This window comes from Nonomuraea sp. NPDC049309 (assembly GCF_043196965.1).
Lineage (GTDB): Bacteria > Actinomycetota > Actinomycetes > Streptosporangiales > Streptosporangiaceae > Nonomuraea > Nonomuraea fastidiosa.
Map to the genome: position 1 here is coordinate 2,179,917 of NZ_JBICSH010000001.1, position 12,858 is coordinate 2,192,774.

Annotated in this window: 12 protein-coding genes; 4 read left to right on the top strand and 8 right to left on the bottom strand. The window is 70.9% G+C overall.

The window, feature by feature from the left end; translation table 11 throughout:
• Positions 1-128: 128 nt before the first annotated feature.
• The 3 genes from ACGFIM_RS09760 to ACGFIM_RS09770 form a co-directional block, all read right to left on the bottom strand.
• On the bottom strand, positions 129-542 hold the full coding sequence (locus ACGFIM_RS09760; protein ID WP_364055258.1) for a cytochrome c oxidase subunit 4: 414 nt from the start codon (positions 540-542) through the stop codon (positions 129-131).
• Positions 542-2,140 carry a cytochrome c oxidase subunit I gene (ctaD, locus tag ACGFIM_RS09765; RefSeq protein ID WP_393199697.1) on the bottom strand — a complete coding sequence of 533 codons (1,599 nt, stop codon included), beginning with the start codon at positions 2,138-2,140 and terminating at the stop codon, positions 542-544. The genes ACGFIM_RS09760 and ctaD overlap by 1 nt, the downstream gene beginning before the upstream one ends.
• A gap of 74 nt (positions 2,141-2,214) precedes the next feature.
• A complete protein-coding gene (locus ACGFIM_RS09770; RefSeq protein WP_393197388.1) occupies positions 2,215-2,973 on the bottom strand; it encodes a cytochrome c oxidase subunit II in 759 nt (252 codons plus the stop codon).
• Between the two features lie 215 nt (positions 2,974-3,188).
• On the opposite strand from ACGFIM_RS09770, the gene ACGFIM_RS09775 reads away from it, so the two are divergent.
• The 3 genes from ACGFIM_RS09775 (at position 3,189) to ACGFIM_RS09785 (ending at position 5,077) form a co-directional block, all read left to right on the top strand.
• Positions 3,189-4,331: a cysteine desulfurase family protein gene (locus ACGFIM_RS09775; protein ID WP_393197391.1), complete on the top strand. Its 1,143-nt coding sequence runs from the start codon at positions 3,189-3,191 to the stop codon at positions 4,329-4,331.
• The gene (locus ACGFIM_RS09780) at positions 4,328-4,573 is read left to right on the top strand and encodes a sulfurtransferase TusA family protein (RefSeq protein WP_364055270.1); all 246 of its coding nucleotides are present in this window, start codon (positions 4,328-4,330) and stop codon (positions 4,571-4,573) included. Before ACGFIM_RS09775 ends, ACGFIM_RS09780 begins: the two co-directional genes overlap by 4 nt.
• A 69-nt stretch (positions 4,574-4,642) precedes the next feature.
• Positions 4,643-5,077, top strand: a complete 435-nt coding sequence (locus tag ACGFIM_RS09785; RefSeq protein WP_393197394.1) for a CBS domain-containing protein — start codon at positions 4,643-4,645, stop codon at positions 5,075-5,077.
• 89 nt (positions 5,078-5,166) lie between these two features.
• Here the strand turns inward: ACGFIM_RS09785 and ACGFIM_RS09790 are convergent, their stop codons facing one another.
• Together ACGFIM_RS09790 and erpA are read right to left on the bottom strand one after the other, a co-directional pair.
• The gene (locus ACGFIM_RS09790) at positions 5,167-6,153 is read right to left on the bottom strand and encodes a carbohydrate kinase family protein (RefSeq protein ID WP_393197397.1); all 987 of its coding nucleotides are present in this window, start codon (positions 6,151-6,153) and stop codon (positions 5,167-5,169) included.
• A gap of 112 nt (positions 6,154-6,265) precedes the next feature.
• Complete coding sequence (gene erpA, locus ACGFIM_RS09795; protein WP_364055279.1) at positions 6,266-6,619, bottom strand: iron-sulfur cluster insertion protein ErpA; 354 nt, start codon at positions 6,617-6,619, stop codon at positions 6,266-6,268.
• 157 nt (positions 6,620-6,776) lie between these two features.
• Here erpA and nadA point away from each other — a divergent pair, with 157 nt between their 5' ends.
• Entirely contained in the window at positions 6,777-7,934 is a 1,158-nt protein-coding gene (gene nadA / locus ACGFIM_RS09800) for a quinolinate synthase NadA (protein ID WP_393197400.1), read from the top strand.
• 129 nt (positions 7,935-8,063) lie between these two features.
• Here nadA and ACGFIM_RS09805 read toward each other — a convergent pair whose 3' ends face one another.
• From ACGFIM_RS09805 to ACGFIM_RS09815, 3 genes are all read right to left on the bottom strand, one after another.
• A complete protein-coding gene (locus ACGFIM_RS09805) occupies positions 8,064-8,663 on the bottom strand; it encodes an SIMPL domain-containing protein (protein WP_393197403.1) in 600 nt (199 codons plus the stop codon).
• Between the two features lie 152 nt (positions 8,664-8,815).
• Complete coding sequence (locus tag ACGFIM_RS09810; protein WP_393197406.1) at positions 8,816-11,137, bottom strand: serine/threonine-protein kinase; 2,322 nt, start codon at positions 11,135-11,137, stop codon at positions 8,816-8,818.
• A 69-nt stretch (positions 11,138-11,206) separates the two neighbouring features.
• A complete protein-coding gene (locus tag ACGFIM_RS09815) occupies positions 11,207-12,847 on the bottom strand; it encodes an alpha/beta fold hydrolase (protein ID WP_393197409.1) in 1,641 nt (546 codons plus the stop codon).
• Positions 12,848-12,858: the final 11 nt, after the last annotated feature.

The following is a 12,858-nucleotide window of genomic DNA, read 5'->3' on the forward strand; positions in this document are numbered from 1 at the left end:
TCGAACCGCTTCCGCCTCCTTATTACCCTGAGTGATCGAATCACCACATCCGTACACCGTTAAAGAACACCAAAAAGCGGGCGTCCTCCCCCAAGGGAGGCCGCCCGCTTCAGGTGCGGCTCAGTGGCTCAGTGCGAGAAGTGGCCCCGGTAGTACTGGAACACGAACCCGATCATGGCCATGATCACGAGGAAGACCCCGATCAGGAACATCCAGAAGCCGATCACGAACCCGGCGAAGGCGAACGCCGCCGCCAGGCACAGGAACAGCGGCCACCAGCTGCTCGGGCTGAAGAACCCGAGCTCGCCTGCGCCCTCGCTGATCTCGGCCTGCTTGTTGTCCTCCGGCTGGGCGCCGATGCGCTTGGCGGTGAACATCAGGTAGTAGCCCACCATGAAGGCGAACCCGACCGAGATGGCCATCGCGGTGGTGCCGACCGGCTCACCCTGGCCGGTGGCGGCCTTGGTCCAGAACCAGTACGCGATGTCCACGCCGGCGAAGAAGACCCCGCACAGCAGGAACAGCCAACCTTGGACCTTCATCAGGCCTCAACCTCCCCGGCGGACTTGCTCGTGACGCTCGTGGCGTGCGGGTAGTGCAGGTCGAACGCCGGGCGCTCGGACCGGATGCGCGGCAGCGAGGTGAAGTTGTGCCGCGGCGGCGGGCAGGAGGTCGCCCACTCGAGCGAGCCGCCGTAGCCCCAGGGGTCGTCGACGGTGACCTTGGGCGCGGTGCGCCAGGTCTTCCAGACGTTGTAGAAGAACGGCAGCGTGGAGGCGCCGAGGATGAACGCGCCCACCGACGACAGCAGGTTGAGGTCGGTGAAGCCGTCGGCCGCGCTGTAGTCGGCGTACCGGCGCGGGAAGCCGAGCATGCCGAGCCAGTGCTGGACGAGGAACGTCGTGTGGAAGCCGACGAACAGCAGCCAGAAGTGCACCTTGCCGAGCTTGTCGTTCAGCATCTTGCCGGTGAACTTCGGCCACCAGAAGTAGAACCCGGCGAACATCGCGAACACGACGGTGCCGAAGACCACGTAGTGGAAGTGGGCCACGACGAAGTAGGTGTCGCTGATGTGGAAGTCGAGCGGCGGGGAGGCCAGGATGACACCGGTCAGGCCGCCCAGCAGGAACGTGAGGAGGAAGCCGACCGAGAACAGCATCGGCGACTCGAACGTCAGGTGCCCGCGCCACATCGTGCCGATCCAGTTGAAGAACTTCACACCGGTCGGCACCGCGATGAGGAACGTCATGAACGAGAAGAACGGCAGCAGCACCTGCCCGGTCGGGAACATGTGGTGCGCCCAGACCGTGATGGACAGGCCGGCGATCGAGATCGTCGCGGCGACGAGGCTGATGTAACCGAAGATCGGCTTGCGGCTGAAGACCGGCAGGATCTCCGTCACGATGCCGAAGAACGGCAGCGCGATGATGTACACCTCGGGGTGACCGAAGAACCAGAACAGGTGCTGCCAGAGCATCGCACCGCCGAACTCCGAGTCGAAGATGTGGGTGCCGAGCTTGCGGTCCGCCTCCAGCGCGAGCAGCGCGGCGGCCAGCACCGGGAACGCCATCAGCACGAGCATGCTGGTCAGCAGGACGTTCCAGGTGAAGATCGGCATCCGGAACATCGTCATGCCGGGCGCGCGCATGCAGACGATCGTGGTGATGAAGTTCACCGCACCGAGGATGGTGCCGAGACCCGACAGCGCCAGACCCATGATCCACAGGTCACCGCCGATGCCCGGCGAGTTGATCGCGTTGGACAGCGGCGTGTAGGCGAACCAGCCGAACGAGGCGGCGCCGCTCGGGGTGAAGAAGCCGGAGACGGCGATGAGGCTGCCGAACAGGTAGAGCCAGTAGCTGACCATGTTCAGGCGCGGGAACGCCACGTCGGGGGCGCCGATCTGCAGCGGCATCAGCTCGTTCGCGAAGCCGGCGAACAGCGGCGTCGCGAACATCAGCAGCATGATCGTGCCGTGCATGGTGAACAGCTGGTTGAACTGCTCGTTGGTGGTGAACTGCAGCCCCGGCTGCGCCAGCTCGGCCCGCATGACCAGCGCCATCACGCCGCCGATGAGGAAGAAGGCGAACGACGTGATCAAGTACATGTGCCCGATGATCTTGTGATCGGTCGAGCTCATCCACTTCGCGATGATCTGGCCCTTGGTCGTGGGCCGGATCCGCGGCGTCGTCGTCAGTGGTTCTTGGATGGCGGTCACTGGGCACTCCCAGCCTGGTGGGTCGCGATGTACTGTTCGAACTCGTTCTGCGGCACGAGCTTGACCGAGAAGAGCATCCGGCTGTGGTCGACACCGCAGAGCTCGGCGCAGCGGCCGGCGAAGACGCCGGTCTTGGAGAGCGTGGTGATCTCGAACTTGCGGCCGGGGTTGTCCTCGGGGATGCCGGGGATGACATCACGCTTGAAGAGGAAGTCAGGCACCCAGAACGAGTGGATGACGTCGTCGGTCGACAGGTCGAACTCGACCTTCGTGTTCACCGGCAGGACCAGCTGAGGACCCTCGTTGTAGTCGCTGACCGGCACGCCCGCGACCGGTTCGATCGTCTTGCCGTTGTAGGTCGTGGTGAAGCGCCAGCTCCACTGGAACGCCTCGACCTTGACCTTGACCGGCGCGTCGCCGCTCACCTTGGTGAGCGTCTCGCTGTCGCGCGCGGTGAAGAAGAAGAACACCGAGACCATCACCAGCGGAATGACGGTGTAGAGGATCTCGATGGGCAGGTTGTAACGCACCTGCGGCGGAAGATCGGCCTTGGCCCTGCGCTTGCGGTGGAAGATGGACGCCCACAAGATCAGGACGACGACCACGGCGCCCGTGGCGAGAGCGGCGATCCAGGCCCCGTTCCACAGGTTCTGGACGACGCCGCCCTGCTCGGTGACGTGTTCGGGAAGAAGGCCGCGAGACCAGTCGGCCTCGGGGACGTCATTAGCACACGCCGTAGCAGTGGCCAGCAGCAACGCCAAAGCGGCGGCGCCTGGCACCCTGCGCCGGGCCAACGAACGCCGCGTCGTACGGCGAGTCGGACTCACGGATCGCCTACCCCACAGATGAAGCCCAAGAGTCTTTCCCCTGGGCGCTCGTATTTCCTGATGCACAGCTTGATTGCAGACACATTAGCGTGCAGGTGCCTCGCCCCACCGCGCGACCCCTCCATGGCGCCGGAAGTGGGACGATGAGTCTCGTGGCGTACTTCGATGCGGCATCAACCGAACCGCTGCACCCCCAGGCGCGTGAGGCGCTGCTGGCGGCGCTGGACGCCGGCTGGGCCGACCCCGCGAGACTCTACGGCGCTGCCCGCCGTGCGCACCTGCTGCTGGAGCAGGCTCGCACGGAGGTGGCCGAGGTGCTCGGCGCGCGACCCGACGAGGTGTCGTTCACCTCGTCCGGCACACAGGCCGTGCATCTCGGTGTGCTCGGAACCCTACACGGCAGGCGCAGGGCCGGGCGCCACATGGTCACCGGCGCGGTGGAGCATTCGAGCGTCCTGCACGCCGCTGAAGTGCACGAACGCGACGGAGGGACGGTCGAGACGGTCGGCGTCGACATCACCGGCAGAGCCGACGCCGCCGCCTTCGCCGAGGCGGTCGCGCGGCCGGGCACGGCGCTCGCGTGCCTGCAGACGGCCAACCACGAGGTCGGCACGCTCCAGCCGGTCGCCGAGGTGGCCGCCGCCTGCCGGGAGCACGGCGTGCCGCTGCTGGTGGACGCGGCGCAGACGGCCGGGCGGCTGCCGATCCCGCCGGGCTGGTCGGTGCTGACGGCCAGCGCCCACAAGTGGGGCGGCCCGGCCGGGGTGGGCGTGCTCGCCGTGCGCAAGGGGACGCGCTTCCGCTCTCCCCTGCCGCTGGACGAACGCGAGCGGCGGCGGGTGCCGGGCTTCGAGAACGTGCCCGCCGTGGTCGCGGCGGCGGCCGCGCTGCGCGCGATGGCCGCGGAGGCCGAGGCCGAGCAGGCGCGGCTGTCGGCGCTGGTCGACCGGATCAGGGAGCAGGTCCCGCGGCTCGTGCCGGACGTGGAGGTCATCGGCGACCCGGTCGAGCGGGCGCCGCACATCGTGACCTTCTCGTGCCTGTACGTCGACGGCGAGGCGCTGCTCACAGAGCTGGACAAGGCGGGCTTCGCGGTATCCTCCGGAAGTTCGTGCACCGCTAGTACGCTTCGTCCATCGCACGTTCTTGAAGCGATGGGCGTGCTGACGCATGGCAATGTCCGGGTGTCGCTGCCCAGGGGCACGTCAGCGGACGAGGTCGACGAGTTCCTCGCCGTGCTGCCCGAGCTGGTGCACCGCATCCGCCAGGACGCAGGAGTCGCATGACCGAGGTTACCCAGCCGGCGTTGACGATCGACGCGCTCGGGAAGAAGTGCCCGATCCCGATCATCATGCTCGCCGAGCAGATCAACCACGTCCCGCTGAACGCGGTGGTGGCCGTGCTGGCCGACGATCCCGCGGCGTACAACGACGTGCCGGCGTGGTGCAGGCTGAAGTCGCATCGCCATGTCGGCTCGTACGAGCTGCCCGAGGGCGGCTGGGCCATCCACGTCCGCCGCAACTACTAGGCGTCCGATTTGTCCCTGTATGGGGGGTAGGGGACTTCCGAAGGAAGTCACCGACACCAAGGGATGACCATGATCAGCTCACAGTCGCACAACTGCGCACGCGACGTCATGAGCACGGGCGCCGAATGTATCAGCGCGCACGAGACCCTCGACCGGGCCGCACAGCTCATGCGCGAACACGAGGTGGGGGCGCTGCCCGTGTGCGGGCCCGACGACAGGGTGACGGGCATCATCACCGACCGCGACATCGTGGTCAAGTGCATCGCCGCGGGGCATGACCCGGCCAAGACCACGGCGGGCGAGCTGGCCACCGGGCTGGTCTGGGTGACCCCGGACGCCACGGTCGAGGAGGCGCTCTCGCGCATGGAAGAGCACCAGATCAAGCGACTGCCGGTGATGGACGGCGGCCGGCTGGTCGGCATGATCAGCGAGGCGGACCTGGCCGCGCACCTGAGCGACGACCAGCTCGCCGAGTTCGTGCACCGCGTCTACGCGCTCCGCTGAGCGCCGCGCCGACAAGGGCCGGACCGCCTGCGAGCGGTCCGGCCCGGCGCGTGCAAGGGCCCGGGAAGCCCCGGGCGGGTCCAGGGGTCTCAGGGGTGGTAGCAGCGGACGTGCTGGGCGATCTCGGCGGCCGCTTCGGCGCCGTAGGCGGCTCCGAAGCGCTCCAGGAACTCCTTCTGCCCCAGCTCGTACTCCTGGCCGCCCACGCGCTCGAGCACGTGCGTGGCGGTGAGGTTGCCGAGCTGCCCGCACCGCTCCAGCGACAGGCCCCAGGCCAGGCCGGCGAGGAAACCGGCCCTGAAGGCGTCGCCCACGCCGGTCGGGTCGGCCTTGCCGCGCTCGGGGGCCGGGGAGACGTGGATGGACGGCTCGCCCTTGCGGTCGATGACCGCGCCCTTGGGGCCGAGCGTGGTGATCCGGACGCCGACGCGGTCCAGGATCTCCGCGTCGGACCAGCCGGTCTTCTGCTCGATGAGGCCCTTTTCGTAATCGTTGGAGAACAGGTAGGCGGCGCCGTCGACGAGCTGGCGGATCTGCTCGTCCTCCATGCGCGCGAGCTGCTGGGAGATGTCGGCGGCGAACGGGATGCCGCGCTGCCGGCACTCGTCGGTGTGGCGCAGCATCGCGTCGGGGTCGTTGGGGCTGATCAGCACCAGGTCGAGCCCGCCCACGCGGTCGGCGACCGGCTTGAGCTCGATGAGCCGCGCCTCGGCCATGGCCCCGGTGTAGAACGAGGCGATCTGGTTGTGGTGCTCGTCGGTGGTGCACAGGAAGCGCGCGGTGTGCTGGGTCTCGGAGACGTGCACGGAGTCGCAGTCGACGCCGTGGCGCTCCAGCCAGGAGCGGTAGTCGGCGAAGTCGTTGCCGACGGCGCCCACGAGGATCGGCCGCAGGCCGAGACAGGCCATTCCGAAGGCGATGTTCGCCGCGCATCCCCCGCGACGGATCTGCAGATCGTCGACCAGGAAGGAGAGCGACACCCGGTCGAGCTGCTCGGCGATCAGCTGGTCGCCGAAACTGCCGGGGAACGTCATCAGGTGGTCTGTCGCGATGGAGCCGGTTACGGCGATGCGCACGGGATTCTTCTTCCTCGTTGTCAGCAGGCCAAATGAGCCCCACGAGAATACGCGAAGGTCCCGCCCGCTCAAAGGCGGACGGGACCCTTGCGGTGGTTACGGGCGGCCCGTTCTAGTTGAACGAGTCACCGCAGGCACACGAGCCCGTGGCGTTGGGGTTGTCGATCGTGAAGCCCTGCTTCTCGATGGTGTCGACGAAGTCGATGGTCGCGCCCATGAGGTAGGGAGCGCTCATCCGGTCGGTGACCACGTTCACACCGCCGAACTCGGACACGACGTCGCCGTCCATCGAACGGTCGTCGAAGAAGAGCTGGTAGCGCAGGCCGGAGCACCCGCCCGGCTGCACGGCGACCCGCAGCTGCAGACCCTCCTCGCCCTGCTGCTCCAGCAGGCTCTTGACCTTTGCGGCGGCCGCGTCAGTCAGGATCAGGCCCTGTGCCGTGGTCTCGCTGCTCTCAACCGTCATCTGCTGACTCCCTAACCCGGCTGTCTGTTTCGACGTCCTACAGATGACGCTACCAACACCTGCGAGTGTCCACACATTCCCGAGTACCGGACATCCCGGAATAAACCGTTTCGGCGGTATGTCATCATGAGTATCGTCAAACCGACGATAAGGGGGTATGGCGATGGCCACCCAGACCGGACTGCCGCTTTTCGTCCTCGGCAGGGGCGCCGATCCGCACAGCGAGAAGGGGGTCGACTGCCCCGGCGAGCTGCCTCCCGCCTCCGACCCCGCGCTGGTGGAACGCGCCCGCAAGGCCAAGGAGGCGCTCGGCGACCGCCTGTTCGTGCTCGGCCACCACTACCAGCGCGACGAGGTCATCCAGTTCGCCGACGTGACGGGCGACTCGTTCAAGCTCGCCCAGAAGGCGGCGGCGCGGCCCGAGGCGGAGTACATCGTCTTCTGCGGCGTGCACTTCATGGCCGAGTCCGCCGACATCCTGACCGGCGACGGCCAGAAGGTGATCCTGCCCGACATGGCGGCCGGCTGTTCCATGGCCGACATGGCGACCTACGACCAGGTCGAGGAGTGCTGGGAGGAGCTGGAGGACGCGGGGCTCGCCGACGTGGTGGTGCCGGTCACGTACATGAACTCCAGCGCCGACATCAAGGCGTTCTGCGGCCGCAACGGCGGCGCGGTGTGCACCTCGTCCAACGCCCGCCGCGCCCTGGAGTGGGCGTTCGAGCAGGGCGAGAAGGTGCTGTTCCTGCCCGACCAGCACCTCGGCCGCAACACCGCCGTGCTGGAGATGGGCATGTCGCTCGACGACTGCGTGGTGTGGAACCCGCACCGCCCGAACGGCGGCCTGACCCGCGAGGAGCTGCAGCGGGCGAAGATGATCCTGTGGCGCGGCCACTGCTCGGTGCACGGCCGCTTCACCGCCGAGTCCGTCGACGACGTGCGCGCCCGCATCCCCGGCGTCAACGTGCTCGTGCACCCCGAGTGCCGCCACGAGGTCGTGACCAAGGCCGATCACATCGGCTCGACCGAGTACATCATCAAGACGCTGCAGGCCGCGCCCGCCGGTTCGAGCTGGGCCGTCGGCACCGAGCTGAACCTCGTCAAGCGGCTCGCCCAGACCTTCCCCGACAAGAACATCTCGTTCCTCGACAGGACGGTCTGCTACTGCTCCACGATGAACCGCATCGACCTGCCGCACCTGGTGTGGGCGCTGGAGTCGCTGGTGCTCGGCGAGGTCGTCAACCAGATCACGGTGGACGACGACACCGCCCACTGGGCCAAGGTCGCGCTCGACCGCATGCTGGCGCTGCCGTGACCCGGCGCCCGGGTCACGCGACGTGGCCCGGCGAGGGCGGGCGGCATCGTGTCCGCTCCGGGTTCAGGCGACGTCGTCGCCGCTCATGGGCACGCGACGTCGCCCCGCGCGGCAAGCACCGCCGCGAGGTCAGGCGAAGTCGTAGCCGACCTCCACGTAGACCGTGACCTGCCGGGTGCCGGGGCTGATCGAGGCCCCGGCCTCGGCCGCCATCGCCGCCGCCCGCACCGGCTGCGGCGGTGCCTGGCGCAGCTCGCTCACCGACACCACCCGGCCGAGCGGCCGGCCGGCCAGCGCGGCGTACTGGGCGGCCTTGGCGGCGGCGTCCCTGAAGGCCCGCTCCCTGGCCCCGGCCAGCGCCCTCACGGGGTCGGACAGCTCGAACGCCACGCCGTTGAGCCTGACCTCCTCGCCGACGCCCGCCACCGTGTCGATGACGTGGTCGGCCCTGCTCACGTCGCGGACGACGGCCTCCACGCCCTGTGCCGCCCGGTAGGCCGACACCTTCGGGTACGCCTCGTACTCGGGGCCCAAGGACAGCTCGACCGTCGTCACGTCACGGGCGGGAACCCCCGCACGTTCCAGCGCCTCGGAGAGCCGCGCCGCGGCGGCGCGGGCGGCGGAGAACGCCTCGGAGGCTGAGGCCCTGCGGACCTCCACGCCCGCGTGCAGCCGCAGGATGTCGGGCGCGGCCAGGACCGAGCCCTCGCCGATCACGGTGATGTCCACGGCGACCCCCTCGGGTGTGTCCAGGCCCCGATCCTAGATCGGGTACGCGCCGCGCGGCGGGCGTGACGACGCGGAAACCCATCCGGCCACGGCGGAGGTGACGACGCGGAGACCCGCCGGGGGCCGCGCGGCGATGCGGGAATCCGCCTGACCTACGCGGTGGGCCTGGCGAAACGGAAGCCCATCGCGTCGAACTGCGCCTTGTCGGGGGCCTTCGCCAGCACCCTGCCGACCCGGCCCTTGAGGTCCACCACGACCGCCTCGTAGCCGTCGCCCGCCCGCCGCCACGCCGCCAGGTGGTCGTCGTCCCACCAGCCGATGAGCCGTTCGGCGGCGATCGGCACGGTGACCGGGTCGCCGCCCGCCGTCGGGCGCACGCACACCGCGGTCCCCTCCGGCGTGCAGTGCGCCAGGAACCGGCCCCCTGACGGCGAGACGTCGTCGCCCTCCACCCACACCGGCGAGCCGGCGTCCTTGAGCGTGCGCAGCACCTTGCCGTCCAGGCCGTAGAACGTCATCGCGCCGCCCGCCCACGTGCCCACCGCGCGGCCGCCCGCGTCCCAGAAGAAGCGCCACTCCCCCGCGCCCTTCTCCCGCACCTCGTACACCTCGCCCCGGCCCGCGGCGACGTCGATGATGCCGAAGCCGTACGTCCGCACGGTGTCGCCCTCGCCCTTGTAGAGGGTGACCAGGCCCCGCTCGCCGTCCGGCGACCAGCGGGGCGTGGTCGGGAACACCGGCTTCTGGCTCAGCTTGACCACGCGCTTGGTACCGGTGCGGTGATCGACGATGGAGACGGTGGAGAACAGGTCCGTGCTGTAGTCCACGTCGGTGGCCAGGGCGAGGTCCGTCCTGGGATCGAGGGCGTACTCGAAGTAGCGCTCCTCCGGGGCGAACTCGTTCGTGTCGTGCTTGCGCACGTAGAGGCGCTTGCCGCCGCCCAGGGTGTAGGAGACCAGCTTGACGGGGTCGGCGTCGCTCTCCCTGACCTCCACGGAGGTGCCCGGCAGCGTGTACGTGCGCACCCCGGGCGCGTCGGCGGTCGCCGCCGTCGTGACGGCCGCCGCCGACGGGGTCGGGCCGGTAGTGGGCGGCGGTGGCGCGTTCAGCCGTACGGCGACCAGCGTGGCCGCGGCCGCCAGCCCCAGCAGCCCCGCGGTGACGCCCGCCACCACCAGCGCCGCCCTCCGCCGCCGCGCCGCCCGCTCAGGCCCGCCGCTCGGGGCCGGCGACGTGCCCCGCCCCTCCGGCGCGGCCGGCGCGCTGCGACCGCCCGGCACGGCGGATGACGCGGCCTGATCGTGCGGCCCGGCGGGCGTTGCCGCGCCGCCCGCTCCGGGTCCGCTGTGCTCTGAGGGCGTGTTCCGCGAGGCGGCGCTGCCCTCCAGGAGAAGGCCCTGCCGGGGCACCGCCTGAGATGCCAGGCCCTGAGACGACGGGTCCTGAGGCGGCGGGCTCTGGGACGGCGGGTTCGGAGGCGGTGAGCCCGGAAGCGGCGAGGCCTGAGGCGGCGGAGCCTGGGGTGACGAGGCTTGAGGCGGCGAGGCCTGAGGTGACGAGGCTTGAGGCGGCGAGGCCTGAGGCGCTGAGGGGTGCGCGGCGGGCCGGCCTGCGGGCTGGGGCGGGAAGGGGTGGCGCGGCGCGGCCGGGACGTGGCCGAGCAGGCGCAGGAGAGCCTCGTCGGCGGCCGGCCTGCTGTCCGGGTCCTTGGCCAGGCACTCGGAGACCAGCGCGCGGAGGGCCGGGTCGCCGATGCAGGAGACGTCGGCCTCGGCGTGCAGGATGCGGTTCACCACGGCGGCCACGCTGTCCTGCCCGAACGGCGGCCGTCCCGAGGCGGCGAAGACGATCGTGCCCGCCCAGGCGAACATGTCCGACTTCGGCCCGGGACCCTCGTCGCCGAGCTGCTCGGGCGCCATGTACGACGGCGTGCCGACCACGGCGCTGGTGAGCGTCGACGCCAGGTCGAGCGCCTTGGCGATGCCGAAGTCGATGACGCGCGGCCCGTCGGGGGCCAGCACCACGTTCGACGGTTTGAAGTCCCGGTGCACGATGCCGGCCTGGTGGATGGCGACGAGCGCGGTGACGGTGCCGATGGCCAGGCGGTGCAGGGCGGTGCCGGTGCGCGGGCCCTGGTCGCGTACGACGTCGCTCAGGGTGCGGCCGTCGATGTACTCGCTGACGATGTACGGCCGCCCGTCGCTCAGCCCGGTCTCGATGACCTGGGCGGTGCAGAACGGCGCCACCCGCCTGGCCATCGCCACCTCGCGGACGAACCGCTCCGACGCCTGGGCGTCGCCCACCAGGTCGGCGCGCAGCAGCTTGACCGCGACACGCGTCCCGTCGGCGGCCGTGGCGAGGTAGACGATGCCCTGCCCGCCCTCGCCGAGCCGCCCGGTCAGGCGGTAGCCGCCGACCGTCGCGGGGTCGCCAGGACGCAGGGGCGCGTGGTCCGGCAGTGGCACATCCCCCACGAAACGGCGACTTTACCGCCATTCTGGCGTCTCGCCGGGCCTCCCGCCGCGGGATCACCGAGCCGCGCGTCAGGCGTTCACGTGGCCGGCCGTCACGGCCTCGGCGATGGCGTGCGGGGCGCGGAGCGGGATGCGGCGGCCGATCTCCGGCAGCCGTACGTGCCTGCCGCCGAGCGCGGCGGCGAGCCTGGCCTGGCACCGGTCGGCGTCCGCACCGCTGATCACGGTGACCGGGACGGCGGGGAAGGGCTTGTCGGCGCGGAGCAGGAGCAGGTCGGCGGCCATGTCGCCCCGGGCGAGCCACTCCCCCACGACGGCGGCGGGCACCTTGCCGAGAACGTACACGCCGGACGGGTCGGGCCGGCCGGTGAGCAGCCGGTGCGCGACGGGACCCGTCAGGCGGGCGAGCACGGCCGCGCCCCACGTGCCGCCCAGCGCGGGCAGCCACCGCCCTGCGTTCCTGGCCGCGGCGTACGGGCGGCGCCCGGCCACGCAGGCCGGGTCCACCAGGACGAGCCCGGCCAGGCACAGCGGGTGCAGCCGGGCGAACGCCTCCGCGTGCCAGCAGGCGACGCCGTGCGCGACGAGCGTCACCTGCTCGGGGTGCGCGGGCGCGAGCGCGGCCAGGCGGGCGACCTCGGCGTACAGGGTCGGCGGGGTCACGGGACGCGGGCTGAGTCCGAGCCCCGGGCGGTCGAAGCGGATGACCCGGCGGCGGCCGGCCAGCAGCTCGGCCACGGCGTCCCAGTGGAACCAGGCGCCACCGGGACCTGCGGTGATGAGCACGGCAGGCCCTTCGCCCTGCTCGACGACGTGCGGCCCGCCCGCGGGCGGCGGAGGCAGGACGCGCCCGCCCGCAGGAGCCGCGGGCACCATCCGGCCGCTCGCTGTGGGAGGCCGTGGCGGTACGCGCCCGTCCGCGGGCGGTGGCGGCGCGGCCTGCCCGTCCCCCGCCGGGGGCGGGATGACGGGGCCTCCGGCGGGCGGCGGTGGCAGGACTCGCGCGCCGCCCACGCCGCCCATGCGGCCGGGCGCGACCCGCAGGCAGCCCGCACCGTACGGGTCGTCGGTGGCGGCGGTCCCGGCACCGTCGGCGCGGTCCTGAGGGACGTCGTCGGTGACCAGGAGGTGGAGCGCGACGTACACGAGCCAGAACGCGATCACCGTGAGCTGGGCGCGGTGCGCGAGGCCGGCACCCTGGCCCGCCAGGAGCGCTATCACCAGCAGCAGCGTGGTGACCAGGCTGAGCCAGGTGAGCAGCCAGGCGACCCACGACCGCCAGCACGCCGCGAGCAGCGCCATGGCGGCCAGGACGGCGAGCGTGCCGAGCGCGCCCGCCGTCTCGTGCAGCCGGTGGGCGAGCGAGACGCCGCCCGCGGCGCAGGAGGGGTCACTGAGCGCGGCGCAGTCGAGCGGGAACAGCCCGCCTACGAAGGTGAGCAGCCCGAACGCGGCCAGCGCCAGCCAGCCCGGCCATTCACGGGCGACGCGGGGCACCAGCAGCACGCCGAGCGCGCACGCGAGCCCCGCGAGCCCGTCGCAGACCCGGAACAGCCGGGTCCACGGCTGGTCGCGGGCGGCGAGTTCGCTGACGAAGCCGTGCGTCCTGTCGACCGCGGGCGTGGTGAACTGGCCGGTGATCCAGGCGCTGCCCAGTACCGCCGCCACGATGAACGCGCACGCGGCGAACACGTACAACCTTCGCTCCACGTGACAATTAG

Excerpts from the sequence above, each read along its gene's own strand:
- ACGFIM_RS09760 (WP_364055258.1), bottom strand. The coding sequence starts at position 542 with ATGAAGGTCCAAGGTTGGCTGTTCCTGCTGTGCGGGGTCTTCTTCGCC.
- ACGFIM_RS09775 (WP_393197391.1), top strand. The coding sequence starts at position 3,189 with ATGAGTCTCGTGGCGTACTTCGATGCGGCATCAACCGAACCGCTGCAC.
- erpA (WP_364055279.1), bottom strand. The coding sequence starts at position 6,619 with ATGACGGTTGAGAGCAGCGAGACCACGGCACAGGGCCTGATCCTGACT.
- nadA (WP_393197400.1), top strand. The coding sequence starts at position 6,777 with ATGGCGATGGCCACCCAGACCGGACTGCCGCTTTTCGTCCTCGGCAGG.
- ACGFIM_RS09780 (WP_364055270.1), top strand. The coding sequence starts at position 4,328 with ATGACCGAGGTTACCCAGCCGGCGTTGACGATCGACGCGCTCGGGAAG.
- ctaD (WP_393199697.1), bottom strand. The coding sequence starts at position 2,140 with ATGAGCTCGACCGATCACAAGATCATCGGGCACATGTACTTGATCACG.
- ACGFIM_RS09785 (WP_393197394.1), top strand. The coding sequence starts at position 4,643 with ATGATCAGCTCACAGTCGCACAACTGCGCACGCGACGTCATGAGCACG.